The sequence below is a fragment of the Polaribacter sp. ALD11 genome (genome assembly GCF_002831685.1).
GTDB lineage: Bacteria > Bacteroidota > Bacteroidia > Flavobacteriales > Flavobacteriaceae > Polaribacter.
The window spans coordinates 2199277-2225551 of record NZ_CP025119.1 but is presented as its reverse complement, the minus strand read 5'-3'; the positions used below and the strand labels follow the sequence as shown (position 1 = coordinate 2225551).

Annotated in this window: 25 protein-coding genes; 15 read left to right on the top strand and 10 right to left on the bottom strand. The window is 31.2% G+C overall.

Going from position 1 to position 26275, the window contains the following annotated elements; all coding sequences use genetic code 11:
• Positions 1–43: 43 nt before the first annotated feature.
• The 3 genes from CW731_RS09800 to CW731_RS09790 are packed head-to-tail and all read right to left on the bottom strand — an operon-like array spanning position 44 to position 2773.
• The gene (locus tag CW731_RS09800; RefSeq protein ID WP_100946557.1) at positions 44–709 is read right to left on the bottom strand and encodes a LysE family translocator; all 666 of its coding nucleotides are present in this window, start codon (positions 707–709) and stop codon (positions 44–46) included.
• Positions 710–729: 20 nt separating this feature from the next.
• Complete coding sequence (locus tag CW731_RS09795; RefSeq protein WP_100946556.1) at positions 730–1776, bottom strand: ferredoxin--NADP reductase; 1047 nt, start codon at positions 1774–1776, stop codon at positions 730–732.
• A 7-nt stretch (positions 1777–1783) separates the two neighbouring features.
• Positions 1784–2773 carry an aspartate-semialdehyde dehydrogenase gene (locus tag CW731_RS09790; RefSeq protein WP_100946555.1) on the bottom strand — a complete coding sequence of 330 codons (990 nt, stop codon included), beginning with the start codon at positions 2771–2773 and terminating at the stop codon, positions 1784–1786.
• 404 nt (positions 2774–3177) lie between these two features.
• Between CW731_RS09790 and CW731_RS09785 the strand changes: the two genes are divergently transcribed.
• From CW731_RS09785 to CW731_RS09735, 10 genes are all read left to right on the top strand, one after another.
• The gene (locus CW731_RS09785; protein WP_100946554.1) at positions 3178–4209 is read left to right on the top strand and encodes a rhodanese-related sulfurtransferase; all 1032 of its coding nucleotides are present in this window, start codon (positions 3178–3180) and stop codon (positions 4207–4209) included.
• A 245-nt stretch (positions 4210–4454) separates the two neighbouring features.
• Positions 4455–5978, top strand: coding sequence for a regulatory iron-sulfur-containing complex subunit RicT (ricT, locus tag CW731_RS09780; protein ID WP_100946553.1), 1524 nt, complete (start codon positions 4455–4457; stop codon positions 5976–5978).
• Complete coding sequence (locus CW731_RS09775; protein WP_100946552.1) at positions 5956–6453, top strand: gliding motility lipoprotein GldH; 498 nt, start codon at positions 5956–5958, stop codon at positions 6451–6453. Before ricT ends, CW731_RS09775 begins: the two co-directional genes overlap by 23 nt.
• Positions 6454–6455: 2 nt before the next feature.
• The gene (locus CW731_RS09770; RefSeq protein WP_100946551.1) at positions 6456–8729 is read left to right on the top strand and encodes a penicillin-binding protein 1A; all 2274 of its coding nucleotides are present in this window, start codon (positions 6456–6458) and stop codon (positions 8727–8729) included.
• A gap of 59 nt (positions 8730–8788) precedes the next feature.
• Positions 8789–9490 (top strand): CoA transferase subunit A, encoded by a 702-nt coding sequence (locus CW731_RS09765; RefSeq protein WP_100946550.1) that lies wholly within the window; start codon positions 8789–8791, stop codon positions 9488–9490.
• Positions 9491–9492: 2 nt separating this feature from the next.
• Entirely contained in the window at positions 9493–10149 is a 657-nt protein-coding gene (locus tag CW731_RS09760; protein ID WP_100946549.1) for a CoA transferase subunit B, read from the top strand.
• A gap of 224 nt (positions 10150–10373) precedes the next feature.
• Positions 10374–10601, top strand: coding sequence for a hypothetical protein (locus CW731_RS09750; protein WP_100946547.1), 228 nt, complete (start codon positions 10374–10376; stop codon positions 10599–10601).
• A 53-nt stretch (positions 10602–10654) separates the two neighbouring features.
• A complete protein-coding gene (locus tag CW731_RS09745; RefSeq protein ID WP_100947673.1) occupies positions 10655–11416 on the top strand; it encodes an exodeoxyribonuclease III in 762 nt (253 codons plus the stop codon).
• Between the two features lie 118 nt (positions 11417–11534).
• Positions 11535–13019, top strand: a complete 1485-nt coding sequence (locus tag CW731_RS09740) for a lytic transglycosylase domain-containing protein (RefSeq protein WP_100946546.1) — start codon at positions 11535–11537, stop codon at positions 13017–13019.
• A 2-nt stretch (positions 13020–13021) separates the two neighbouring features.
• On the top strand, positions 13022–14005 hold the full coding sequence (locus CW731_RS09735; RefSeq protein WP_100946545.1) for a DUF4837 family protein: 984 nt from the start codon (positions 13022–13024) through the stop codon (positions 14003–14005).
• A 180-nt stretch (positions 14006–14185) separates the two neighbouring features.
• On the opposite strand, the gene trpS is transcribed toward CW731_RS09735, so the two are convergent.
• On the bottom strand, positions 14186–15154 hold the full coding sequence (gene trpS, locus CW731_RS09730; RefSeq protein ID WP_100946544.1) for a tryptophan--tRNA ligase: 969 nt from the start codon (positions 15152–15154) through the stop codon (positions 14186–14188).
• Positions 15155–15485: 331 nt separating this feature from the next.
• Here trpS and CW731_RS09725 point away from each other — a divergent pair, with 331 nt between their 5' ends.
• Both CW731_RS09725 and CW731_RS09720 read left to right on the top strand, forming a co-directional pair.
• Positions 15486–16079, top strand: a complete 594-nt coding sequence (locus CW731_RS09725) for a lysophospholipid acyltransferase family protein (RefSeq protein ID WP_368356652.1) — start codon at positions 15486–15488, stop codon at positions 16077–16079.
• Positions 16076–16717: a hemolysin III family protein gene (locus tag CW731_RS09720; RefSeq protein WP_100946542.1), complete on the top strand. Its 642-nt coding sequence runs from the start codon at positions 16076–16078 to the stop codon at positions 16715–16717. The genes CW731_RS09725 and CW731_RS09720 overlap by 4 nt, the downstream gene beginning before the upstream one ends.
• A 66-nt stretch (positions 16718–16783) precedes the next feature.
• Here CW731_RS09720 and CW731_RS09715 read toward each other — a convergent pair whose 3' ends face one another.
• Entirely contained in the window at positions 16784–17257 is a 474-nt protein-coding gene (locus CW731_RS09715) for a CYTH domain-containing protein (protein ID WP_100946541.1), read from the bottom strand.
• An 87-nt stretch (positions 17258–17344) separates the two neighbouring features.
• Between CW731_RS09715 and CW731_RS09710 the strand changes: the two genes are divergently transcribed.
• The 3 genes from CW731_RS09710 to CW731_RS09700 are packed head-to-tail and all read left to right on the top strand — an operon-like array spanning position 17345 to position 22875.
• Complete coding sequence (locus CW731_RS09710; protein ID WP_100946540.1) at positions 17345–19678, top strand: two-component regulator propeller domain-containing protein; 2334 nt, start codon at positions 17345–17347, stop codon at positions 19676–19678.
• Entirely contained in the window at positions 19679–20401 is a 723-nt protein-coding gene (gene recO, locus CW731_RS09705; protein ID WP_100946539.1) for a DNA repair protein RecO, read from the top strand.
• Positions 20401–22875, top strand: coding sequence for a TonB-dependent receptor (locus tag CW731_RS09700; RefSeq protein WP_100946538.1), 2475 nt, complete (start codon positions 20401–20403; stop codon positions 22873–22875). Before recO ends, CW731_RS09700 begins: the two co-directional genes overlap by 1 nt.
• On the opposite strand, the gene CW731_RS09695 is transcribed toward CW731_RS09700, so the two are convergent.
• The 5 genes from CW731_RS09695 to CW731_RS15955 form a co-directional block, all read right to left on the bottom strand.
• Entirely contained in the window at positions 22865–23224 is a 360-nt protein-coding gene (locus CW731_RS09695; protein WP_100946537.1) for an SdpI family protein, read from the bottom strand. The genes CW731_RS09700 and CW731_RS09695 overlap by 11 nt on opposite strands.
• A 33-nt stretch (positions 23225–23257) precedes the next feature.
• Positions 23258–24133 (bottom strand): acyl-CoA thioesterase II, encoded by an 876-nt coding sequence (locus tag CW731_RS09690; RefSeq protein ID WP_100946536.1) that lies wholly within the window; start codon positions 24131–24133, stop codon positions 23258–23260.
• Between the two features lie 6 nt (positions 24134–24139).
• A complete protein-coding gene (locus tag CW731_RS09685; protein ID WP_232734657.1) occupies positions 24140–25306 on the bottom strand; it encodes a peptidogalycan biosysnthesis protein in 1167 nt (388 codons plus the stop codon).
• Position 25307: 1 nt separating this feature from the next.
• A complete protein-coding gene (locus CW731_RS15960; protein ID WP_368356651.1) occupies positions 25308–25496 on the bottom strand; it encodes a hypothetical protein in 189 nt (62 codons plus the stop codon).
• A 216-nt stretch (positions 25497–25712) separates the two neighbouring features.
• On the bottom strand, positions 25713–26123 hold the full coding sequence (locus tag CW731_RS15955) for a hypothetical protein (protein ID WP_368356650.1): 411 nt from the start codon (positions 26121–26123) through the stop codon (positions 25713–25715).
• Positions 26124–26275 lie beyond the last annotated feature (152 nt).

Here is a 26275-nt window from a genome sequence, read left to right as displayed (position 1 = left end):
TTTATATAAATAAATGAGGTCTTTTTTTATCTGAACTTATCTATTATTGAATAAATTCTTCAATTTTTTCATTCGGAATAAAGCCTTTCAACATTAAAAACACACCACAAACAATTAAGATAATTCCCATAATCTTCTTTATTCTAAAAATTACGGGTGGTGTCATTTTATTTTTAAGTTGTTTTGCTAAAAATATCTTACCTAAATCAGTTATAAAATAGCCTAACAGAACAGTTCCGAAGTACCAAAAAATAGCATTCTGATCCATTTTTAAAGTGGGACCAATTACGAGAACAGTACCTAACCAGAAAGCTAAAACGCCAACGTTTATAAAATTTAAGAAGTAGCCTTTAAAAAAGAGTTTTAAATAATTATTTTTTATCGGAACTTTTACAATTTTTGCAGACTCTAGCGCTTCTTTTTTATTCTCTTTTTCTAAATACGTGATTAACCCGTAAATAATTAAAACCAATCCTCCTAAAAAAAATAATCTTGGATCATCTTTTATTTCTTCTAGCAAAGACCTACTACCGTAATAGGCAATTAAAATAAAACATAAATCTCCTAAGATTACACCTAAATCGAATACAATTGCAGCTCTAGCACCTTTTAAAATACTGGTTTGTATTAGCATAAAAAAAACAGGTCCAATCATGAAAGCCATGAAAAAACCAATTAAAAAAGCATTTTTAAAGTCGTAAATATCCATATTAGCAAAAATACGGAATTTTAAACATCATCAAAGTCAATTGTTATTTTAGGTGTTGTTGGATATGCTTGACAAGCTAAAACGAATCCTTCTTCAACTTCACTATCTGTTAAAATAGAGTTTTTAATCATCACTGCTTTTCCTTCAGTAACTTTGCATAAACAAGAACTACAAACTCCGCCTTGGCAAGAATAAGGAGCATCTAAATGATGGCGCAAACTCGAAGCTAAAAGATCATCTGTTTGAGACATTGTAAAGGTGGTTTTTTCATCGTCTAAAAGAACCGTAATTTCTGTTTGTCCTTCTTTAACTTGCGCTACCTTTTCTTTGTCTACAGAAGCTGTAAATAATTCGAAATGAATATTTTCTTTGGCTATTTTGTTTTTCTCTAAAGTATTAGAAACCTCTTTGATCATTTCTTCTGGGCCACATAAAAATGCAGCATCAAAAGAAGTTTCTTTGTACATGTTTTTTACAAAGTAGTTGGTTACACTTGCATCAATTCTGCCTCTTAAACCATTTTTTACATTTTCTCTACTATAAATATAATGCAGTTTAAAACGATCTGAATACGTTTCTTTTAGTTGATTTAATTCTTCAAAAAAGATAGTATCTGCCATCGATTTATTACCATACACCAATGTGAAATTAGATGTTTTCTCTGTTTCTAAAACAGATTTTATCATCGATAAAATTGGTGTAATTCCAGATCCAGCTGCAAAACCAATGTAATTTTTATTTGCTTCAGCGTTCAGTGAAAAACGTCCTTCAGGAACAGAAATTTCTATTTCATCACCCACTTTTAAGTTAGATGTTGCATAAGTAGAAAACAAGCCGTCTGCTACTTTTTTAATAGCGACTCTAATTTCTCCACTTGTTGGGGTAGAACAAATAGAGTATGCTCTTCTAATTTCTTCGCTATTTATTTCTTTTTGAAGTGTAATGTATTGTCCCGATTTAAATTTAAAATCTGCTTTTAAATTCTCGGGTATCTTAAATACAACAGAAACCGCATCTGCGGTTTCTTGTTTTATTTCTTGTATGTTTACTTTGTGAAATTCTGCCATAAATGTATTAAACTAAATTATTCTCAACTAAATATTCAGCTATTTGAACTGTGTTAGTAGCAGCCCCTTTTCTAAGGTTATCTGCAACAATCCACAAATTTAAGGTATTTTCTTGAGATTCATCCCTTCTAATACGTCCAACAAATACTTCGTCTTTATTATGGGCATTAATTGGCATTGGGTAAATGTTATTTGCCAAATCATCTTGTACAATAATTCCTGGAGAATCATTTAATATTTGACGTACTTCAGCCAGATCAAAATCATTATGAAACTGCACATTTACAGCTTCCGAATGTCCGCCAGCAGTAGGAATTCTAACCGCAGTTGCTGTTACAGAAAAAGAGTCATCTCGTAAAATTTTCTTTGGCTCTTTTACCAATTTCATTTCCTCTTTCGTGTAGCCGTTTTCTAAGAAAACATCACAATGCGGCAATGCATTTCTACCAATTTTATGAGGATATGCCATTTCGCCATCAATACCAGCCTCTTCATTATCTAGTTGCTGTACTGCTTTTACACCCGTACCAGAAACAGATTGATACGTAGAAATAACTACACGTTTCATTTTATATTTTGTGTGCAAAGGAGCCAAGGCCATTACCAACTGAATCGTAGAGCAATTAGGGTTTGCTATAATTTTATCATCCTTCGTTAAAACGTCTCCGTTAATTTCTGGAACCACCAATTTCTTTGTAGGATCCATTCTCCAAGCAGAAGAATTATCGATAACTGTTGTACCAGCTTCAGCAAATTTAGGAGCCCATTCTAAAGAAGTATCTCCTCCAGCAGAAAATAAAGCAATATCTGGGGTCATTTTTATAGCATCTTCTAAAGTTACAATGGTGTATTCTTTACTTTTGTATGCTAATTTTTTACCAGCAGATCTTGCAGATGCTACAGGAATTAATTCCGTTATTGGTAAATTACGTTCTTCTAAAACTTTTAACATTACTGTGCCAACCATTCCAGTTGCGCCAACTACAGCTACTTTCATCTTTTATAAATTTTGATATTGCAAAGATGCTAAAAAAAAGAAGGAGTTAAATGACACAAACCGTTATAAATCAGCTAAAGTTTAAAATTGAATAAAGAATTTTTGTAATGTTTAAAATTAAACAATCCGTAGTGAAATTTGAACAAATCAACTTTTCGTTTTTTTTCTTTTTGAAGCTATTTCCAGCTTTCCGCACTAGCTTTTTCTGCCTAAAAAGGCAAAAAAGAGCTCAAACAAATGCTTCAATCTAGGCTAAATTTGTTTGCTAGCTTATTTTATTACTTAGTAAAACCTATGAAATCCATGATAAAAATCATAAAATCTGTTTCTAAAAATTTGTAACTTTGCAGTAAGAAGAACTGAAATAAATTCAGTTTAAAAACGTTAAATCTAATTAGTATAGCATGCAACTGTACAATAAGTTAAGCGCAATAGAACGCGCTGCATTAATAGACGAAGCTGGCAAAGACCGCTTAACAATTTCTTTCTATCAATACTATAAGATAGAAAATCCACAATTATTTAGAGACAAGTTATTTCTAGAATGGAACGCTTTAGATGTACTTGGTAGAATTTACGTTTCTTATGAAGGTATAAATGCACAATTATCTGTGCCTTCAGAAAACTTTTACGCTTTAAAAGACCAATTAGACAGTATTTCTTTCTTAAAAGATATTCGTCTAAATGTAGCTGTAGAGCACGATAATAAATCGTTCTTAAAGCTCAAGGTAAAAGTAAGAAACAAAATTGTGGCAGATGGTTTAAATGATGAAACGTTTGATGTAACCGCGAAAGGAGTGCATTTAAATGCGGCAGAATTCAATGCAATGTTGGCAAACCCAGATACGGTTTGTGTAGACATGCGTAATCATTACGAAAGTGAAATTGGTCATTTCGATGGTGCTGTAACACCAGATGTAGATACCTTTAGAGATTCTCTAGATATTATAGAAGAAGATTTGAAAGACAACAAAGAAGACAAGAATTTGCTAATGTATTGTACTGGCGGAATTCGTTGCGAAAAAGCATCAGCATATTACAAACATAAAGGTTTTAAAAACGTTTTTCAATTAGAAGGCGGAATTATAGAATACACACGTCAAGTAAAAGAAGAAGGCATCGAGAATAAATTTATTGGTAAAAACTTTGTTTTTGACCATAGAAGAGCAGAAAAAATTACAGACGATGTAGTTTCTAATTGTCACCAATGTGGTAAACCATGTAATGAACATACAAATTGTGCAAACGAAGCCTGTCATTTATTATTTATTCAATGTGATGCCTGTTCAGAAGCAATGGAAAATACCTGTTCTACAGATTGCCAAGAAATAATTCAATTGTCTTTCGAAGAGCAAAAAGAACTTCGAAAAGGAAAAGGAAATAGCAATAAAATCTTTAAAAAAGGACGAAGTGAAGTTTTAAAGTTTAAGAAGTAACTTATTTATAAACAAATATATAAAAGACCTCAGTTTTGAGGTCTTTTTTTTGTCAAAAAAATCCCTTTTAGGTGTCAGCGAGATTTCATATATTTACTGATTAGACTTTGTCAAATCACTTTTTTGTAGTGGCTTGATAATCAAATTATGAACCAAACAGTAGTTCGGTTTTCGGTGTTCGTTTTTAGTAGAGATTGCTAAGAGCTAGTTGCCGTCAGCTAATTACTAAATAATATATAAATCACATGGCATGTGGAAATTGTGGTACAACAGAAGATGGCGTACCAAAAGGTTGTAAAAGTAATGGTAATTGTGGGTCAGGAACCTGTGGAAGTGGTAGTAATAAACTAGCCGTTTTCGACTGGTTGTCTAACATGACGTTACCAAGCGGACAAGAAAGATTCAATATTTTTGAAGTCCGATTTAAAAACGGAAGAAAACATTTTTATAAAAATCCAGATAATTTACCCATAACAATGGGAGATATTGTTGCTGTAGAAGGCTCTCCAGGGCATGATATTGGTACAGTTTCTTTAGCAGGAGAATTGGTAAAAGTGCAAATGAAAAAGCACAAAATTACTGAAGATCATGAAGAAGTAAAGAAGATTTATAGAAAAGCATCTCAAAGAGATATTGATATCTGGCAGCAAGCGAGAGGTAAAGAAGAAGAAACTCAAAAAAAAGGAAGAGAAATTTTAGGCCGTTTAGGACTACAAATGAAACTTTCTGATGTTGAGTATCAGGGAGATGGTAATAAGGCAACTTTTTACTACACAGCAGAAACAAGAGTAGATTTTAGACAGTTAATTAGAGATTTAGCGAGTGCATTTTCTATTCGTGTAGAAATGAAACAAGTAGGCGCAAGGCAAGAAGCTGCACGTTTAGGTGGTGTTGGTTCTTGTGGTAGAGAATTGTGTTGTTCTACTTGGTTAACAGATTTTAGAAAAGTAACAACATCTGCAGCTCGTTACCAGCAATTATCTTTAAACCCTTTAAAGTTAGCAGGACAATGTGGTAAACTAAAATGTTGTTTAAATTTTGAATTAGACACCTATTTAGATGCTTTAAAAACGTTTCCAAAACAAGATTTAGTTTTAAAGACCGAAAAAGGAGAAGCTGTTTTTGTAAAGATGGATATTTTTAAAAACCATCTTTGGTATACTTATAAAGAAGAGCGTTTTAAATGGTTTCGTTTAACATTAGAGCAAGTTTTAGAAATAGTAGCGCTAAATAAAGATAACGAAAAATCTGCTACGTTAGAAGAATATGAAGCAGATGTAGAGGTTCCTGTAAAAGTAGATTTCGAAGATGCAGTTGGGCAAGACAGTTTAACGCGTTTTGATGCACCAAAAACAAGTAAACGAAGAAATAATAGAAATAAGAATAAGAAAAAACCTGTTGTTGGTGCAGTTGCAATTGCTACGCAACAAAAACCTAATGCCAGAAGAAAACCTCAGGCAAAACCACAAAACAAAACGCAACCACAGCCACAGCAGCAGAATAAACCACAAGCACAAAATAAGCCAAAGCCGAGACCAAGAGCAAAACCTAAGCCAAGACCAAAACCAAATTCAAGTGAAAATGCAAAAGCAAAACCAAATGCAGATGCTAAGGCAGATGTAGTTGCAAAACCAAATATAAAAACAAACGGAGCAGCAAATACAAATCAGCCAAAAGGTGAAGTGAAAAAAACAAGTAAACCAAGAAGAAATAATAATAGAAATCGTAATAACAACAGTCCTAAAAATGGAAGCGATTCAGAAAAATAGATTTTTTGTGCTTTTACTGGTTTCAATTGTGATGTTCTCTTGCGATGATGTTTCCGAATTTAATCAATATAAAACATTAGAAAATAGTTCTTGGCAGTCTGGAGAAAAAGTAGCTTTTAGCTTTGAAGTTAAAGACACTGTTTTACCTAAGAACTTATTTATTAACCTTAGAAATAATAGCGATTACGAGTTTAGTAATTTATATATAATTACAGAGTTAAAATTCCCGAATAATAGTTTAGTTATAGATACGTTACAGTATGAAATGACAGATGCTTCGGGTGTTTTTTTAGGCGATGGTTTCTCTGAAGTAAAAGAAAATAAATTGTTTTATAAAGAGCATAAGGTTTTTCCTGTTTCTGGGGTTTATTCTTTAAATATAAGGCAAGCAATGAGAAAAAATGGAGAAGTCAATGCTATTGAAAGCCTTAACGGAATTCAAGATGTTGGTTTTAGTATCGAAAAAATAAATTAAAAATGGCAAAGAAAGAAACAACAAGTTTTAAAAAATATTTAAAGTGGTTCTGGGGAATCGTTTTAGGAGGTTTTACCTTTATTTTATTATTGTTCTTATACACCGCTTGGGATCCTTTTAATGCGTTGCCCTCGTTTGAAGAATTAGAAAATCCACAAGAAAATTTAGCAACAGAGGTTATTTCTATTGACGGGAAAACCATTGGTAAATATGCTACGGAAAATAGAACACCCATAAATTTCAAGGAATTACCAACCAACTTAGTAAATGCATTAATTTCTACGGAAGATGAGCGTTTTTACGAGCACTCTGGTATCGATTTTAAAGGAACAGCAAGAGCTATTTTAAAGCCAGGAAGTGGAGGTGCAAGTACAATTACACAACAATTGGCTAAAATGTTGTTTACCGGAAAAGCATCAAAAAATATAGTTAAAAGAGTACTTCAAAAAGCAAAAGAATGGGTTGTAGCTACTAAATTAGAGAGGCAATACACTAAGAATGAAATAATTGCAATGTACCTGAATAAGTACGATTTTTTGAATCAGGCAGTAGGGATTCGTTCCGCAGCAAGAATTTATTTTGGAAAAGAACCGAAAGAATTAAATTTAAGTGAATCTGCAATGTTGGTAGGAATGTTAAAAAACTCATCTTATTTTAATCCTTTAAGAAGAGAGGAAAAAGTAAAACAGCGTAGAAACGTAGTGTTAAAACAACTAACACGTAGTGAGTTTATTACAGAAGTAGAAAAAGATTCTTTGCAAAAACTAGATTTAGGTTTAGATATTCATAAAGAAAGCCACAAAGATGGCGCAGCAACTTACTTTAGAGGTCATTTGCAAAAAGTAATGCGCAGATGGGTTCAAGAACACCCAAAACCAAACGGAGAACAATACAATATTTTTGAAGATGGTTTAAAAATCTATGTAACGTTAGATTCTAGAATGCAGCAATATGCAGAAGAGGCAATAGATGAGCACATGTCTAATTTACAAAAATTCTTTTATAAAGAACTAAAAAAGAATAAGAACGCACCTTTTTATGATATTGATAAGAGTCAGGTTGCAGGAATTATAAACAGAGCAAAGAAAAATTCTGATAGATATAAACGTTTAGAAATAGCAGGAAAATCATCAAAATATATAGAGGAAGTTTTTAAGAAAAAGACAGCAATGAAAGTATTTTCTTACAAAGGCGATATAGATACTATTATGTCTCCAAATGATTCTATAAAATATTACAAATACTTTTTACGTTCTGGTCTGTTATCTATAGAACCACAAACAGGGCACATAAAAGCATGGGTTGGTGGTGTAGATTATAAACATTTTAAGTTTGATGCAGTAGAGCAACAAAAAAGACAGGTAGGTTCTACTTTTAAGCCATTTGTATATGCAACTGCCATTAATCAATTAAAATTATCTCCTTGTGATCAGTTTCCGAATATTCCGTATACAATTCCTAAGGGAAAATACGGAATTCCAGAAGCTTGGACCCCAGATAATGCGAGTTCTAAATACGGCGGAATGTTGACATTAAAACAAGGTCTAGCAGGTTCTGTAAATACGATGTCTGCAAGATTAATAGATATGGTTTCGCCAGAAAACGTTGTTCGTTTGGCAAAAGCTGCGGGTATAGAAAGTGATATTCCAGCAAACCCATCAATTGCTTTAGGAGCCGTAGAATTATCGTTATTAGAAATGGTAAGTGCATATTCTACTTTTGCAAATAGAGGTTTGCGAGTTAGCCCTATGATTATTACCAGAATTGAAGATAAAAATGGAACTGTTTTAGAAGAATTTATACCAAAGACACAAGAAGTTTTAAGCGAAGAGTCTGCCTACGTAGTTTTAAATTTATTAGAAGGAGTTACACAATCTGGTTCTGGGGCAAGATTACGTTCTAATTGGACTTCTTATCCAAAAATTGTAACTGGTTTTCCTTATAAATTAACCAATGCAATTGCTGGTAAAACAGGAACAACTCAAAACCAATCGGATGGTTGGTTTATGGGAATTGTACCAAACCTAGCAACAGGAGTTTGGACAGGTGGTGAAGATAGAGCTACCCATTTTCCGGGAATTAGTTTTGGACAAGGAGCAACCATGGCTTTACCTTCTTGGGCTTTGTTTATGCAGAAATGTTATGCAGATAAAGACTTGAATATTAGTAAAGAAAATTTTGACAAGCCAAAAAACTTATCCATAAATATTGACTGTGACGAAAAAAAGGATGAAAAAGGAAAAGGGACAACGCAAGAAGAGGATACAGATTTTTAAAATTTCTTTAATTAAAATATGATCTTAAGGGAGTAGAAAACTTATAAAATTTAATTAATATGATTAATAAAAAAGTAAATAACGTACAAGAAGCTTTAGAAGGTGTAGAAAGTGGAATGACTTTTATGTTAGGTGGTTTTGGTTTGTGCGGAATTCCGGAAAATGCAATTTCAGAATTAGTTAAATTAGACGTTAGAGATGTTACTTGTATTTCTAATAATGCTGGTGTAGATGATTTCGGATTGGGATTGTTACTTCAAAATAAGCAAATCAAAAAAATGATTTCTTCTTATGTTGGCGAAAACGATGAGTTTGAAAGACAAATGTTGTCTGGAGAATTAGAAGTCGAACTAACACCACAAGGAACTTTAGCAGAAAAATGTAGAGCTGCACAAGCCGGTTTTCCTGCGTTTTACACACCTGCAGGCTATGGAACAGAAGTTGCTGAAGGAAAAGAAACAAGAGAATTTGACGGTAAAATGTATGTTTTAGAGCCAGCATTTAAAGCAGATTTTGCTTTTGTAAAAGCTTGGAAAGGTGATGCAGCAGGAAATCTAGTTTTTAAAGGAACCTCAAGAAACTTCAATCCGAATATGTGTGGTGCAGCAACAATTACAGTTGCAGAGGTAGAAGAAATGGTAGAAGTAGGTGAGTTAGATCCTAACAACGTTCACATTCCAGGAATATTTGTACAAAGAATTTTTCAAGGAACAGCTTATGAAAAGAGAATTGAACAACGAACAGTAAGACAAAGAGATTAATTATGGCTTTAGATAAAACAGGAATCGCAAAACGAATTGCACAAGAAGTTCAAGATGGATTTTACGTAAACTTAGGAATTGGAATTCCTACTTTGGTTGCCAACTATGTAAGAGATGATATTGAAGTTGAATTTCAGTCTGAAAATGGTGTTTTAGGAATGGGACCTTTTCCTTTTGATGGAGAAGAAGATGCAGATATTATAAATGCAGGAAAGCAAACCATTACAACCATGCCAGGTGCAAGTTTTTTTGATTCTTCTATGAGTTTTGCTATGATTAGAGGAAAACATGTAGATTTAACCATTCTTGGTGCAATGGAAGTTTCTGAAAATGGAGATATTGCCAATTGGAAAATTCCCGGAAAAATGGTAAAAGGAATGGGAGGCGCAATGGATTTAGTTGCCTCTGCAGAAAATATTATTGTGGCAATGATGCACTCTAATAAACGAGGTGAATCTAAAATATTAAAAAAATGTTCTTTGCCATTAACAGGTGTTGGTTGTGTAACAAAAGTAGTTACAAACTTAGCTGTTTTAGAAGTTAAAGACAATGCTTTTCATTTATTAGAAAGAGCTCCTGGGGTTTCTGTTGAAGAAATTCAGCAAGCAACGGAAGGAACCTTAGTTGTAAATGGAGAGATCCCTGAAATGAATATCTAGATTGAAAAAAATTACACCATTTGTTCCTCTTTTATTTCCAGTTTTAATCATCTTTTTTGGGTTAATTACTTATAAGGTTCTAGAGTATGAACCCAATCTCTACACCATAATAATAAACATTGGTTTGGCTTTTGTTTTATCACCAAGATTAAAAAAGGTTAAAAAACAAAACGAAACAGAGACCCAATTTAGGTGGCTATTTTATAAAAAAATACTGAAGTAATATGAAGTTATTTAAAAAGGTGTATTGGCTCATCTATCCAATATTAATAGTTGTTTTTATGTTGATTTTTGATCAACTTTTTAAAACGGATAATTTTATAATGAAAGCAGGAATTTGTGCTGTTTTAGCCTTTATTTTATCACCAAGAAAAAAGATAATCCAAACTGAAAAAGGAAAAATAAAACAAATTAATTGGCTGTTTTTAAAGCAACCAATACTTATAGATTAATAACATTGAGATTATTTCCTTTTCTTAAGGAAAGAAATGAAGAAAAGATTTTTATGAAAATAATATCCTACAACGTAAACGGAATAAGAGCTGCCTTAAAAAAAGGTTTTATAGAATGGTTAGAGGCGGCAAAACCAGATGTAATTTGTATTCAAGAAACGAAGGCACATAAAGAACAATTAGATTTATCTGAGTTTGAAAATGCTGGGTATAAATATAATTATTGGTTTTCTGCACAAAAAAAAGGCTATTCTTCTGTAGCTGTTCTTTGTAAGGAAAAACCAAATCATATTGAGTATGGAACTGGAATTGAAACCATGGATTTTGAAGGGCGAAATCTTCGTGTAGATTTTGACAATGTTTCTGTGATGAGTTTGTATTTACCTTCGGGAACAAATTCAGACAGACTTAGTTTTAAGTTTAATTTTATGGATGAATTTCAAGAATACATCAATAATTTGAAACAAGAAATTCCGAATTTAGTTATCTGTGGAGATTATAATATTTGTCATGAAGCAATAGATATTCACAACCCGAAAATGAAAGGTGTTTCTGGTTTTTTGCCAGAAGAAAGAACCTGGATTGGCGATTTTATTAACAATGGTTTTATAGATAGTTTTCGTTATTTAAACCAAGACAAACAAGAATATTCTTGGTGGAGTTATAGAGCCAATGCAAGAGCGAATAATAAGGGATGGCGTTTAGATTATGCAATGGTTTCAGAACCTTTAAAAGACGCAATTTCTAGAGCTTATATTTTGCCGGAAGCAAAACATTCAGATCACTGCCCAATTGCTTTAGAATTAGATATTTAAAATAAATAAAAGCTATCACATAAAAATATAGCTTGCGTTTCTATGTGATAGAAAATATAAATGAGTGCTAGATAGGTTTTATTATATCTCGATATCGCTCGATTAGACAACTGTTTTTATGAAAAAATTCCTCCTATTATTACTTTTTACTACAAGTCTTTTTGCACAAACTCCAAAAGACGCCATTCCTAAGAAAATTACACAAGCAGACTTGTTCTCTGACTATGATATTGTATTGATAGATAGTTTATTGATGGATACAAAATACAAGTCTCCATTATATGAAACATCAACTTACATTATAAAAGACGCAGAAACAAAAGATGTTTCTAACGTAACATTGTCAACAGAACTTTTAAAAGAAAGATTGCAAAAAGTAAATGCAAAAACGCCTTTTCATATAGCATACAACCCTGCATTAGAAAAGGTAATTAAATCTTATTTAAAGTATAGAAAAAGATATTACCCTGCTTTAATGGCGAAGGCAGAATATTATTTTCCAATGTTCGAGAAGTATCTAGATCAATATGATATTCCTTTAGAAATGAAGTATTTAGCAATAGTAGAATCTGCTTTAGATCCTACAGCAAAATCTAGAGTTGGCGCAACAGGTTTGTGGCAATTTATGTACCCAACTGGTGTACAATATAATTTAAAAGTAAGTTCTTATGTAGATGAACGACAAGATCCTGTAAAAGCAACAATTGCTGCGTGTAAATATTTATCTGACTTATATAATATTTTTGGTGACTGGGATTTGGCTTTAGCAGCCTACAATTCGGGGCCTGGTAACGTTGCAAAAGCAATAAAACGTTCTGGAGGTTACAGAAATTATTGGAATATTCGTCCGTTTTTACCACAAGAAACAGCAAGTTATGTACCTGCATTCTATGCAACGATGTATTTGTTTGAATATCAAAAAGAACATGATTTAATTGCAGACGCACCACAAATTCGTCATTTTGAAACCGATACTATTCATGTAAAGAAGACAATAAGTTTCGATCATGTTTCAGAAACTACAGGAATAAGTTCAGAGTTAATTCAGTTTTTAAACCCGTCTTACAAGTTAGATATTATTCCTTTTGTTGAAGGAAAAAATTATGTAATTACATTACCAAGAAAAAATTCTTTTAACTTTATTGAAAGTGAAGATGCTATTTATACATTAGCAGAAGCAGATGCCTCTAAAAGAGAAAAACCTTTGCCAAAGTATTTTGAAATGGATAAACGTATTCGTTACAAAGTAAGAAGTGGAGATTTCTTAGGGAAAATTGCTAATAAGTTCGGAGTACGAGTTAGTGAAATAAAACGTTGGAACCGAATGAAGACGAGTCGATTAAAAATTGGACAACGTTTAAGTATTTATCCTAAAAAAATAGCAATTTTAAAATCTTCTGTAAAAGTTTCATCAACAAAAAAGAAAGAAAAATTTTCTAAAAAAGGAGCTTTTGAAACCTATACAGTAAGAAAAGGAGATTCTCTTTGGACGATATCTAGAAAGTTTAAAAATGTTTCTATTGATGAAATTAAAAAGTGGAACAATATTTGGAGTGGTAAAAGCATAAAACCCGGAACCAAACTTAAAATCTATAAAAGCTAATTATGAAAAAAATATTTTCAATATGTATTGTAGCAACTTTACTAACTTCTTGTGTAGGAACAGATAAATTTGTGCTAAGAAATTCTTTAGGAAAAATTAATAAAGTAATGGTTGTTACTAAAGCGAGTCACTGGAATGGGGATTTAGGAACATCAATTAGAAATTCTTTTGGAGAGATTATGGTAGGTTTGCCTCAACCAGAACCAATATTGTCCGTTTCACAAATTGCGCCAAATGGTTTTGGAAGTATGATGAAAGTTTCTAGAAACATTTTAATTATTGGTGAAGGAAAGAAAGAGGATTTTTATATTAAGAAAAATGTGTATGCACAACCACAAACTATTATTTATGTCTATGGTACAGATGACGCAAGTATTATAAAAACATTTAACAAACATAAAAAAGAAATTATAGCTGCTTATATTTCTTCAGATGTTCTAATGACTCAGAATATTTTTAAAGAAAAGAAGTTAGATGAGTCTCAATTTAAAACGCTTCAAAACTTAGGGATTTCTTTTACTGCGCCAGAAAATTTTAAGACAGTAGATGATACTGGAGATTTTTTATGGTTAAGACAACATTTAACAAGCGGAATTGCAAAAACAGGGAGTAATAACATCTTAGTATATTCGGTTCCTTTAGAAGATGAAGCTAGCGTTTCTGAAAACATTGTAGCTGTTAGAAATAGTATTGGAGAAAAATACATTCCTGGTACAGACCCAGAAACCATGCACATGATTACAGAGGAAGCGTATACACCTTTTACTTCTGAAATGATTTTAGATGGCAAAAAAACCTATGAAACAAGAGGGAAATGGGAGGTGAAAAACGATTTTATGGCAGGCCCATTTGTAAATTATTCTGTTGTTGATAAAAAGAATAATAGAATTGTAGTTTTTGAAGGTTTTACCTATGCACCTTCAGTAAATAAAAGAGCTTTTTTGTTTGAGTTAGAGGCTATTGCAAAATCGATGAAGATTAAGTAAATACACCTTTTAATTCTATAATTTAAAGCGCCTAAAAGATATCATTTTAGGCGCTCTTGTTTTTTAATGCATTTGTTACTAAAAACTTTAATACTGAATTTGGTGATCAGCCATAACAAAATTTTAGCATAAAAATGAATTTATAGTATTCTTAATTGCAGTAATGCTATGCTTCAATAGTTAATACCCTATTTTTTTTCGAACTCTTTTTAATACAGAATCTGCAGTAACTCTTGCCTTTTTAGCACCAATACTAAGCGCTTCGTCAATTTCATGTTTGTTTTCCATAAAATGATGGTAGCGCTCCCTAACAGTTGCAAACTTTTCTAGAATAAGCTCGTATAGCGCTTGTTTTGCATGTCCGTAACCATAATTACCTCCTTCATAGTTTGCTCTCATTTCTTTAATTTGAGCTTCTGAAGCTAATAAATTATACAATGCAAAAATATTATCAGTATCTGGGTTTTTTGGGTCTTCTAAAGCCAAACTATCGGTTTTAATTCCCATAATTTGTTTGCGCAATTTTTTATCAGTAAGAAAAATATTGATGGTGTTTTCTCTAGATTTACTCATTTTTTCACCATCGGTTCCTGGAACTAACTTTGTACCTTTTTGTATTTTAGCTTCTGGTGCCACCAGCGTTTCGCCAACAATATTGTTAAATCTATTGGCAACATCACGTGTCATTTCTAAATGCTGTAATTGATCTTTTCCTACAGGAACAATTTCTGCATCATATAATAAAATATCTGCTGCCATTAACATTGGATAGGTAAATAAACCCGTATTTACATCTCCTAATCTATCTGATTTGTCTTTAAAACCATGTGCTAATGTTAATCTTTGGTACGGAAAAAAGCAACTTAAATACCAAGTTAATTCTGCTGTCTGAGGGATATCACTCTGTCTGTAAAAAACAGTTCTATTAATATCTAAACCACAAGCAAGCCAAGTAGCAGCAACACTATATGTGTTTTCTCTTAATAAATTACCATCTTTAATCTGTGTTAAAGAATGCATGTCTGCAATAAATATAAAAGATTCGTTTTCTGGCTTGTTAGCCATTTCTATTGCTGGTAAAATAGCTCCTAATAAATTACCTAAATGTGGTGTTCCTGTACTTTGTACGCCTGTTAAAATTCTTGACATTAATTTTTGTTTTTACTGCTTTTATAAACGTGATAATGAAGTTCTATAAATCACAAAAATACAATAGAGTGTGAGATATAAATCTTATCCAAATACAAAAATAAGGTTTTGATTATGAAAATCAATAAACAAAAATAAATTAGTATTTTTGGTCTTTATGAGATTTTTAAAAATTCCTTTAGTACTAATTTGGCGAGTTTGGTTTTACATTTTAATGTTTAGTTCTCTCTTGTTACTTTTTCCTTTTTTATTGATTTTTTCAATTAAAGAAAAGCATTATCACATATTTTGGAAGTTCGCAAGATTATTTTCTAAAATATTGATTTATGGAATGGGTTTTCGAATAGATTTTAATTCTGAAGAAAAAATTGAATTAGATAAAAGCTATATGTTTTGTCCTAATCATGCATCACTTTTAGACCCTTTTTTATTGATTGCTATCAGCAAAAACCCGATTGTATTTGTAGGGAAAAAAGAACTTGCTAAAATTCCTATATTTGGGTTAATATATAAAAGAACTGTTATTATGGTAGATAGAAGCAGTTTAGAAAGTAGAAAACGTGTTTTTAAAATGGCAAAAGAAAGGTTACAAAATGGTGTAAGTATGGCCATTTTTCCTGAAGGGTTAGTGCCAACTGAAGATGTGATTTTAGCACCATTTAAGAAGGGAGCATTTAGTTTGGCTATAGAGTTTGAAATACCAATTGTACCACAAATTTATTATGACTGCAAACGTTTTTTTTCTTGGGATTTTTTTAAAGGCAGACCAGGTATACTAAGAGTGCAACAATATAATTTTATAGAAACGAAAGGAATGTGTTTACAGCAAGACTTAGAAAATGTAAAGAATAAAACATTTAATCTTCTTTATAATAATTTAGAAAATGATTCTAAATACATGAAAGATACAAATAGAAAAAGATGAGTGAAAAACTAAATCATGCATATGATACTTCTGAAGAGAATTTAAACATTTGGTCTCATGCTTTTGGTTTATTGCTAAGTGTAATTGCTTTTCCTTTTTTAGTTATAAAAGCATTAAATTTTAACGGTTTTTGGAAACCTACAAGTTTTATAATTTATGGTGTTAGTTTAATTATATTATATGCAGCATCTACATTTTACCATGCAGCAAAAGAGCCTAGAAAAAGAAGAAAATTAAATATTTTAGACCATGCTGCAATTTATGTACTAATTGCAGGTAGTTACACGCCACTTTGCTTGGTCGGTTTAAATTCTAGTTTAGGTAATTACATGGTAATTTTTGTGTGGCTTTTTGCGTTAGTTGGTGTTGTTTTAAAATTGTTTTTTACAGGAAGGTTTGATAAGATTTCTACTGCAATGTATTTATTAATGGGTTGGCAAGTTATTTTTTTTATCAATCCTTTAATAGAAAATTTAACTCCATTTAGTTTGAATTTATTATTTATTGGAGGTGTATTTTATAGTATAGGGGCAATTCTTTACATGATAAAAAAATTACCATACAATCACGCAATATTTCACCTTTTTGTTCTTTTAGGTAGTTTTAGTCACTTTTTGACGATATATTATATTCTGTAAGTCTCTAATTATCTTATTGGGTCTCTATAAAATTATTAAATTTTTTCAAACACTTGGTTGAGTTTTTTATATCCAATTTTTAAAAGGATTTTTACTAATACTAGAATTATAATATTTTAACTCTCCTGTAACTTCTTTAGCTAACCAGTTTGGTTTCTCAAAATTTTCATTTTCAGAATTCAATTCAACTTCAGCAACAATTAAACCTCGGTTGTCCCCAAGAAATTCATCAACTTCAAAAGTATGTTTTCCTTTTATTACGAGATACCTGTGCTTTTCAATTAAACTAGGTTCACATAAAAGCATTAGTTCTTTGGCTTCAGAAACGGGTATTTCTTTTTCCCATTCAAACCTACTTGTTCCTTCTGCATTAGATTTACCTTTTACTGTTATAAATGCATTATCATCAGAAATTCTAACTCTTACAGTTCTATTTTTATCAGCATTTAAATAACCTTGTTTTATGTAATTTTTTTTGAAGCTTTCCGTCTTAAAATTCAAGTTTTTAACTAAAAATTTCCTTTCTATTTCTATGCTCATAAGCTTGTATTCAATTTTGTACTAATGTAGTCTGTTTTAACGTTATTGTAACAATTAATAAATATCTTTGAATTATAAAATATTTAAATGAAAAAACTCTTTTCTCTTTATTTACTAATTTCTTCTCTAGCAATATTTTCACAAACAGATTATAGTGCCTCTTGGGAAGATTTTTACTCATATAATAATGTAAAATATTTTACAAAGGTAGATACTATTATTTATGCTTTAACAGATAATGCTGTTTTTACATACAATACTTCAAACGGAGAAATTAACAAACTTTCTTCAGTGCAAGGTTTGTCTGGTGAACCAACAGCAGCTATTCATTACAATAAAGAATATAAAAGACTAGTAATTGGTTATAAAAATGGTTTGGTAGAGGTTGTAGATGATGATGGTCGTATTACTATTTCTTCAGACATTGTTAATTTTAATCAATCTGGCGAGAAGAGTATCAATCATATATCAGAGTTTAATGGTAAGCTTTATTTATCGACACCCTTTGCGGTAGTAGTTTATGACATAAAAAGGTTAGAGTTTGGCGATACTTATTTTATAGGAAACAATTCAGCATCCATAAAAATAAACGAAACAATTATTGTTAATAATACAATTTATGCGGTCACAGAAAGCGGTATTTTTAAAGCAGATGTAACTAGTAATTTATTAATAGACTCTAGTAAATGGACACCATTATTTACAGGCGAAAACTACGAAGAAATTGTTCTATTTAACGATGTTTTATACGTTACAAAAGGCGCTAATCTGTATCGGTTTGATGGAACGAATACACCACCAGAAGTTGTTTTTTCTGAAGGATCTGAAGAAATAAAGAGTATAAAAACATCTGCAACACATTTAAGTATTGCTTTAGCTAAAAGAGCTATTATTTTAGATACTACTATGACTAAAGTTGGTGAGTTTACACCAAATACAATTTTTAATTATACTTTAAATAATGCTTTTTTTGAAGATGATAAAGTTTTTCTAGCAACTAAAGAATTCGGAATTTTAGTAGCAACAAATACCCAACCTTCAACTTATTTAGAAATACATCCAGATGGTCCTTTGTCTAATGACGTTTTTTCTATTACGGCTCAAAATAATAACCTTTGGGTAGTTTATGGTGGTTATGATGCTACATTTACACCAGTTTTAAATAGAAAAGGTTATAGTCATTTTAATGGAGAGTCTTGGGTAAACACAAATTTTAATTCAAACTTACCAAATGATTTAGTAGATGTTACCATAGATCCTAACAATAAAAACAGGGTTTATATTAGTGCTTTAGGTGTAAGTAATAATATACTTACGAAACCAACAGGTGGTTTGCTTGTAGTAGAAGATAATATACATGTAGAAACTTATAATCATTTAAACAGTTCTTTTACACCAATTGGGGTTTCTTTACCTCTTATTAATATTAGAGTTAGTGGTTCTGTTTTTGACAGTAGTGGCAACCTTTGGGCAACAAATTATGAAACAGATGAAGAATTAGTGAAATTTTCTGCTAGTGGAAAATGGAGTAGTGTAGATTTGAGAATTTTAGAATCAGTTTCTAATAAACCTGGTCTAACAGAAATTGTTGTAGACAGAAATAATAGTATTTGGATAGGGACAAGAAGGAACGGTGTTTACGTTTATAATGAAAATGGGGGTCGTAAAAAAGCATTAATTGCAACTCCAAACTTGGGTAATCTACCAGATGCAAACGTAAATACAGTAGCTGTAGATAAAAGCAATAGAATTTGGTTAGGCACAAAATCTGGTTTGGTAGTTTACAGTAATGCCTCTGGTGTTTTTGAAGAAACAGTTTCTAATGCAAGCCCTATTATAATTTTAGATGATGGTATTGCTAAAAAACTAGGAGGAGATCAAACCATTAATACAATTTCTGTAGATGGTGCAGATAACAAATGGATTGGTACAGACAATGGTGGTGTTTTATATACAAACCCAAGTGGGCAAAAAACAATTGCAAATTTTAGCAAGCAAAACTCACCTTTACCTTCCAATAGAATTTTAAAGATTAGAGTAGATAATTCTACAGGTAAAGTATACTTTGCTACAGACAAAGGTATTGTTGCCTATAATAGCAATGTTGCACCTTTTGGTGATGTTTTAGGTGAAGTTTACGCGTATCCAAACCCTGCATTGAGAAATCATGAAACTATCACTATAGATGGTAGAAACGGTACACATTTACCTAAAGGAACAAACGTAAAAATATTAGATGTTGCAGGCAATTTGGTGTATGAAACCAATGTTGTGGAAGGGCAAGAATTACAAGGAGGAAAAGTAGTTTGGAACAAGAAAAATTTAGCAGGCAATAAAGTGGCATCTGGTGTATACATCGTTTTGCTTTCTAATGATGACGCATCTGAAACTTCAGTTACAAAAATAGCAATTGTTAATTAAATGGCTGTTGTAACTACCAAAGCAATTGTATTAAGTAGCTTAAAGTATAGCGACACTAGTTTAATAGTGAAATGTTATACCGAGCAAGAAGGTATAAAATCTTACATTATAAAAGGGATTTTAAAAGCGAAAAAAGGCGGGATTAAAATAGCTTATTTTCAACCGTTAACGCAATTAACTTTAGTTGCAAACCATAGCTCTAAGAGTTCTCTTCACACTTTAAAAGAAGTTCAAATTTTAAATCCGTACAAAACAATTTACAGAGATATTGTAAAACAATCTGTGGTGTTATTCCTTTCTGAAGTATTATCTAATAGCATTCAAGAAGAAGAAAAGAATGCAGATTTTTACAATTATTTAGAAGCAAGTTTAACTTGGTTAGATGTTCATGATAAAATGGCTAATTTTCATTTGCTTTTCTTATTAAATACCTCTCGTTTTTTAGGGTTTTATCCAGATACCACAGAAACCTCAATTTATGGTTTCGATTTGTTAAATGGAAGTTTTTCAGAATCAATAACTGATAAAAATGTTATTTCTGGTAACGAATTGTATCAATTTAAAAAGCTGTTAGGCATAAATTTTGATAGTATAGAAAACGTGTCTTTTAGTAAAAATGAGAGGCAATTAGTATTGCAAATTATAATTAGATATTTTGAATTACATTTGGACGGTTTTAGGAAACCGAAATCGTTACAAATTTTAGAAACAGTTTTTAATTAATGAAGAATTTACTTTTTACAATCGTTTTTTTAGTTAGTGGTTTTACTTTTTCACAAAAAATAAAGGTCATAGATCAGCAAACAGGTAAAATTATTAAAAATGCAAGTATTTTTAATGACAAACAAACGATTAGCATAATTACAGATAATAATGGTTTTGCAGATATTTCTATTTTTGAAAACAATGAATTTGTAGTGTTTTCTCACCTTTCTTACTCGGTTTTAAGAGTGAGGAAATCGGTTATAAAATCTAAAAACTATGTTGTTTATTTAACCAAAGAATCTGAGCAATTAGATGAAGTAGTAATTTCTTTGTTTAAAACGGATGAAAAAACAAACAGAATTGCAGAACAAATTGCTGTTCTAAATGCGAGAGATATTCAGAAGGTTTCACCGCAAACCTCTGCAGATTTATTAGCAACAATTCCTGGGATAAAAGTGCAAAAATCTCAATTTGGTGGTGGAAGCCCTGTAATTCGTGGTATGGAATCTAACCGTGTTTTATTAGTGGTAGATGGTGTTCGAATGAACAATGCTATTTATAGAAAAGGACATTTACAAAGCTCAATAACAGTTACTCCAAATATGTTAGATAAAACAGAAGTTGTTTTCGGACCTTCTTCTGTTGTTTATGGTTCAGATGCCTTGGGTGGTGTAATTCATTATTATACAAAAACGCCAAAATTATCTGAAGAAAACGAAGTGAAGAGTCAGTTATTTTCTAGGTTTTCAACAGTAAACCATGAAATTACAACCAATGTTACCGCAGAAATTAGAAGGAAAAAATGGGCATCTTTAACAAGTGTTTCATATAGTGATTTTGGCGATTTAAAAGCAGGTAAAAATCGTGCTCATGGTTTTGATACTTGGGGAAAAGTGTTTTTCTACTCAGAAAATAGCAATGGAAATTACAAAGAGAATCCTACTGTAAATACTGATCCGAATTTGCAAAGGAATACAGGTTATAATCAGACAGATGTTTTACAAAAATTCTTTGTGCCATTGTCAAAAAGTACAGATTTAAAGGTGAATCTTCAATATTCTACATCATCTGACATACCAAGATTTGACAGGTTAGCAGAGTTGAAAAAAGGAGAGTTAAAGTTCGCAGAATGGTTCTATGGCCCACAAGAAAGATTTTTAGCATCTACGCAATTATTACTAAATCCGAATAAAAATTGGATAGAAAACGGAGTTATAACCGCAGCGTATCAAAATTTAAAAGAAAGCAGAATTCAACGTAAATTTGGCAGTTTAGATAGATCTTACAGAGAAGAAACGGTAGATGTTTTTAGTTTGAATGGAGACTTTTCAATATCGCTAACAGAAGATAAGAAAAGAACACTTTCTTATGGTTTTGAGTTTGCTTATAATGATGTAAATTCAAATGCTATTGGTAAAGAGCTAAACATTGTAAACGGAGAGATTGATGGTTTTTCAAACAATTTTAACGTACAATCTCGTTATCCAGATGGTGGTAGTAATTATTTAAGTTCTGCAATTTATATAGATTATAGACAAGATATTAATAGTAAATCTACTTTAAACTCGGGTATTCGTTTTACAAATACAAACTTAAATGCAACGTGGGTTGATCAATCATTTATTCAATTACCCGAAAGTGATATTCAAGCAAATCATTCTGCTGTAACTGCAACTTTAGGGTATGTTTACAAACCGAATAAAAATTGGCAATTAAACAGTGTTGTTTCTTCTGGTTTTAGATCTCCAAACATTGATGATGTTGGTCGAGTTAGAGAAAAATCAGGCAATGTTACCGTACCAAATATAAATGTAACTCCAGAATTTGCATACAATGCAGAAATTGGAGTTCAGAAATATTTTAATGATAAAAAATTCCGTTTTGGAGCCAATGTCTATTACACTTTATTAGATAATTACATTCAAAGAGACTTTGTTTATAACACAGACGGAAGTATAAAGCAAGTGGAATTTGATGGAGAGTTTGGGAACGCAGTCTCTAATCAAAATAAAAAAAGAGCTTACATTACTGGTTTTACAGCCAATTATTTAGGTAAAATTTCCGATGCTTGGAAAACGTCTGGTTTTATAACGTATACAAAAGGAAGAACCTATGACACAAATGAACCAATGTCTTCTATTCCTCCTTTATTTGGTCATTTTGAAGTGAATTATAGAGCAGATAAAATTGAGTTGGGAGCGGCGATTCGTTTTAATGCTAAAAAAGATATTGAAGATTTTAACATTACAGAAGGAATTGACAACCATGATTTAACACCAATTGTCGATGCAAATGCAACTGAAGATATAGATATGTATTTTGGTGCACCAAGTTGGGTTACATTAGGCTTAAATGGAAGGTATGTAGTGAATACAAACTTTTCTGTACAAGCGAGATTAGATAATCTATTAGATCAGCACTATATAGAGTTCGCATCTGGCGTTGCTTCACCAGGAAGAAATTTATCTGTTTCCTTTATGGCTACTTTTTAATTTTTTTCTTTTTACCTTCTTCCGTAAAATTATCATTTAATGCTTTTTCTGTTTTTACAATACTTACAATTATTGATAAAAAGACAAAAGCCATTGGTTGCCAGGTTAATTCGGCATTTAAAAATGTTACAAAAGCTAAACCTGCAAGAAAAGAAATACCAGCATAGATTAGTAAACTCCTATTAAAAGTACTGTTTGCAAAATCCCATATTTGTTGATTTTGCTGTGCTTTTGGTGTCTTGTAACCATAAAGGCTATTGATTTTTTTCGGTGGAAATTTCCAAAAAATAATACTAATTAAAAATAACAATCCGTTTGTGGTGAAAACGTATAATAAAGCATCACTCATAATATTTTTTTTAATTTTTAATACTGAAACTACTTATTTTTTACTCTTCTTAGGTCTTAACAATCCTTCTTGTGCAAAAGAAGCAACTAGTTTTCCATCTCTTGTAAAGATGTTTCCTTTCGCTAAACCTCTAGCGCCAAAGGCATTTGGAGATTCTGCTGAAAATAACATCCAGTCATCAAAATCGAAATCTCTAAAAAACCACATCGAATGATCTAAACTTGCGGTTTGTGTGTTCCCAAAGTTATACTCGCTACCATTAGGGTTAAAAGCTGCATTTAATACATTATAATCAGAAATATAAGTAAGAATTTCTTGTTTGGTTCTTATATCTAAACCATCATGACTATCTCCTTTTAAGCGAAACCAAACTTGTTCTGTTGCCGGTAAGTTTTTAGGGTCTAAAGGGTTTGGAACTCTAACAGGTTTAAACTCTATAGGTCTTTTTACGCTTAAAAAATCTTTGGTCGTTTTTGGTAAAAAATCACCAAACTGTACCAACATATCTTCCCAACTTAATAACTCTTCTGGCTGTTTTATATTCGAATCAAAAGTTGCTTGATGCTCGAAACCATCTTCCTTTTGATGAAAAGACGCCGCCAAAATAAAAATTGTTTTTTCACGTTGAATTGCAGTTACTCTTCTAGTTGAAAAGCTTCCACCGTTTCGCATTTCTTCCACTTTGTAATGAATAGGAATTGTTAAATCTCCTGCTTCTAAAAAATAACCGTGCAAAGAATGTAAAAAACGAGTTTTTGGTATTGTTCTATAAGCGGCGTTTACGGCTTGTGCTAGTACTTGGCCTCCAAAAACATTCGGACTTCCAATAGTATAACTATTTCCGCTAAATATATTATTTCCTAAATCTTTTAAATCTAAAAGGGCAATTAATTCTTTACTAGTTTGCATTTATTTCTATTTTTTAAAAGGAAATTTTTGTTGAAAAGGAGTTGGTTGAACTCTTTGCAAAAATAACTTTAAAATTTTGTTTTTAATCGTTTTCTTGTGACGAAGATACATGGTTAAATCTTGCGGAACTGCACCAACAGAACTTTTAATCTCGCTAGCAGTTCTTCCAAAGTTTACTATTTTTAATTTTTTATTGATAGCAATTTCTATGTAGTCATATAACATTCGTTGATAAATTGCATGTTCTCTATTTAGTCGATAATCAATACCTACAAAATGTGCATCTAAAGATGTTTTGTTAATTACACCAGAAAGAAAACCTACAATTTTATTTTCTAACCAATACGTTTTTAGAATATAGTTTTCGCCTAATTTTTCTTTTAATTGGGTATAGGTTTCTAAATTGAAATTGCCTAAATTAAAACCTGCATTCGAAGCAACTTTTTCATATAAAGTTGTCATTTCTGCTAATTGCTCTTCGATGTTTTCTGTTGTAACTTCTTCTACCTGAAGGTTTATACTTTGTTTAAAAGCTTTTCTTGCTTTTACTCTAAATTTCGTTTTCATTGAAGCCAAATAAGCATCAAAATTTAGCCAATTTTCATCAATTTGAAGCATCATGTTTGGTTCTACAGAAAACGGATGATAACTAAATTCTTTTAATTCATCTGTAATAAACAGCGATTCGTTTGCAAAATCTTTAATTAAGAATGCATCAATTTGTTTTTTTAGTTTTTTATCAGAATTTACAAAATGATTGATACTTTCTGCGAGTTCTTTTACAATGGCTTTTTTATCTTGATTTTCCTTTATGAAAACACCGTGTTCTCCACTTACAAATGTGTTTCCACAAATTAATAATTTCAAGGGTTTTTTATTTGGAAATACGTGTAGTTTTCTGCCGATATTTCTTAAAAACTTTAAGTCGTTTTTAATGGATTTTAAATAAAAATCAATAATTTTTATACTTGCAAAAGCAGTTGGTTTATTTTTATTATCTACTAAAACAATATAATGAAACGTAATTTTAGTGTGATTATTTTCTAGAGCTTTTAGAAAATCAGGATGAAAGTAGGTGTTTTTTGTACAACCTAAAGCTTCCCAAATTTGGGAAGGAATCTCATCTATAGAAGAGAAAAATAACGCGGTATTTGTGTTGGTACAACAAATCAAATTAATTCATATAATGGGTTAAGCTTTCTGGTCCTTCTAGAGGGGGTCTCTTAATTTGCATAGTTCCGTTTTCTTTGGTAATAATGTGCCATTTTATAAGACAAATTTTATTTTCATTAGGAAAATGAGGTCTGTGTGTATGACCAGTAATCATCATTTGATTGTTGTTTTCTTGAATCCATTTTTCCAATTTACACTCCACTTTTATACATTATTTAAAGTTTTGGGCAGGACTTGTTGGGTCCGAAAAACTTAGAATTTGTAAGGGGTTCCAAAGTACTTTTACCAAGAAACTACTCAGCCTCCAAAACACATAATTAAACCAATCTGCTTGATGTCCGTGTAGTAAAAAAATGCCTTTTCCTGTTATCATCTAAAACAATTGCTTCAGAAAATGATGTACCAATTAAAAGTTCTTTTTTGTGTCAGATATTGAGTCGTAATAATAGTGCCGATTCTTACGAATTGTTGCTGCATTTTTATACTTCATGTCATGATTCCCCAAAATTAAGTGTAATCGGTCTTTATCATGAAATTTCTTCAACCACATATAAATGTGTTTTTTGGCTCTAAAAATGGATTCAAAACGTCTATTTTTCCAAAGTTCATCTCTATCACCCAGTTCAATATAAGTAAAATCATTCTTATAATAATACTCTAATGCATGTTTGAGCATGTCTCGGTTGCGAGCAAAATCTTCTGTAAAACCGTTGTTTCCTCTATGAGAATCGCTAAAAAACACGAATTTGGAATCTGTATTAAAACTAATTCTTTTTGCATTTTTAAAGGCTCTAGAAATTCTAAAATTAGAAGACATTGTTATTTTTCTTTTGAAGATCTAAAGATGCTAAAAAAAAGTGATTCTATAATTTTTAGTTTAAATTTAATAATTATAACATTTCTTTAACATATTGCTTTTAAACCTCATAAAATACTTTTAGTCTAAAAACTATCTTTGTACAAACTACC

What these genes read in the sequence shown, in the direction of transcription:
- ricT (WP_100946553.1), top strand. Translation starts at nt 4,455, where the DNA reads ATGGCATGTGGAAATTGTGGTACAACAGAAGATGGCGTACCAAAAGGT.
- CW731_RS09790 (WP_100946555.1), bottom strand. Translation starts at nt 2,773, where the DNA reads ATGAAAGTAGCTGTAGTTGGCGCAACTGGAATGGTTGGCACAGTAATG.
- CW731_RS09770 (WP_100946551.1), top strand. Translation starts at nt 6,456, where the DNA reads ATGGCAAAGAAAGAAACAACAAGTTTTAAAAAATATTTAAAGTGGTTC.
- CW731_RS09695 (WP_100946537.1), bottom strand. Translation starts at nt 23,224, where the DNA reads ATGAGTGATGCTTTATTATACGTTTTCACCACAAACGGATTGTTATTT.
- CW731_RS09775 (WP_100946552.1), top strand. Translation starts at nt 5,956, where the DNA reads ATGGAAGCGATTCAGAAAAATAGATTTTTTGTGCTTTTACTGGTTTCA.
- CW731_RS09785 (WP_100946554.1), top strand. Translation starts at nt 3,178, where the DNA reads ATGCAACTGTACAATAAGTTAAGCGCAATAGAACGCGCTGCATTAATA.
- recO (WP_100946539.1), top strand. Translation starts at nt 19,679, where the DNA reads ATGGCTGTTGTAACTACCAAAGCAATTGTATTAAGTAGCTTAAAGTAT.
- CW731_RS09715 (WP_100946541.1), bottom strand. Translation starts at nt 17,257, where the DNA reads ATGAGCATAGAAATAGAAAGGAAATTTTTAGTTAAAAACTTGAATTTT.
- CW731_RS09760 (WP_100946549.1), top strand. Translation starts at nt 9,493, where the DNA reads ATGGCTTTAGATAAAACAGGAATCGCAAAACGAATTGCACAAGAAGTT.
- CW731_RS09795 (WP_100946556.1), bottom strand. Translation starts at nt 1,776, where the DNA reads ATGGCAGAATTTCACAAAGTAAACATACAAGAAATAAAACAAGAAACC.
- CW731_RS09745 (WP_100947673.1), top strand. Translation starts at nt 10,655, where the DNA reads ATGAAAATAATATCCTACAACGTAAACGGAATAAGAGCTGCCTTAAAA.
- CW731_RS09800 (WP_100946557.1), bottom strand. Translation starts at nt 709, where the DNA reads ATGGATATTTACGACTTTAAAAATGCTTTTTTAATTGGTTTTTTCATG.
- trpS (WP_100946544.1), bottom strand. Translation starts at nt 15,154, where the DNA reads ATGTCAAGAATTTTAACAGGCGTACAAAGTACAGGAACACCACATTTA.
- CW731_RS15955 (WP_368356650.1), bottom strand. Translation starts at nt 26,123, where the DNA reads ATGTCTTCTAATTTTAGAATTTCTAGAGCCTTTAAAAATGCAAAAAGA.
- CW731_RS09735 (WP_100946545.1), top strand. Translation starts at nt 13,022, where the DNA reads ATGAAAAAAATATTTTCAATATGTATTGTAGCAACTTTACTAACTTCT.
- CW731_RS09725 (WP_368356652.1), top strand. Translation starts at nt 15,486, where the DNA reads ATGGGTTTTCGAATAGATTTTAATTCTGAAGAAAAAATTGAATTAGAT.
- CW731_RS09690 (WP_100946536.1), bottom strand. Translation starts at nt 24,133, where the DNA reads ATGCAAACTAGTAAAGAATTAATTGCCCTTTTAGATTTAAAAGATTTA.
- CW731_RS09720 (WP_100946542.1), top strand. Translation starts at nt 16,076, where the DNA reads ATGAGTGAAAAACTAAATCATGCATATGATACTTCTGAAGAGAATTTA.
- CW731_RS09700 (WP_100946538.1), top strand. Translation starts at nt 20,401, where the DNA reads ATGAAGAATTTACTTTTTACAATCGTTTTTTTAGTTAGTGGTTTTACT.
- CW731_RS09710 (WP_100946540.1), top strand. Translation starts at nt 17,345, where the DNA reads ATGAAAAAACTCTTTTCTCTTTATTTACTAATTTCTTCTCTAGCAATA.
- CW731_RS09750 (WP_100946547.1), top strand. Translation starts at nt 10,374, where the DNA reads ATGAAGTTATTTAAAAAGGTGTATTGGCTCATCTATCCAATATTAATA.
- CW731_RS09740 (WP_100946546.1), top strand. Translation starts at nt 11,535, where the DNA reads ATGAAAAAATTCCTCCTATTATTACTTTTTACTACAAGTCTTTTTGCA.
- CW731_RS09765 (WP_100946550.1), top strand. Translation starts at nt 8,789, where the DNA reads ATGATTAATAAAAAAGTAAATAACGTACAAGAAGCTTTAGAAGGTGTA.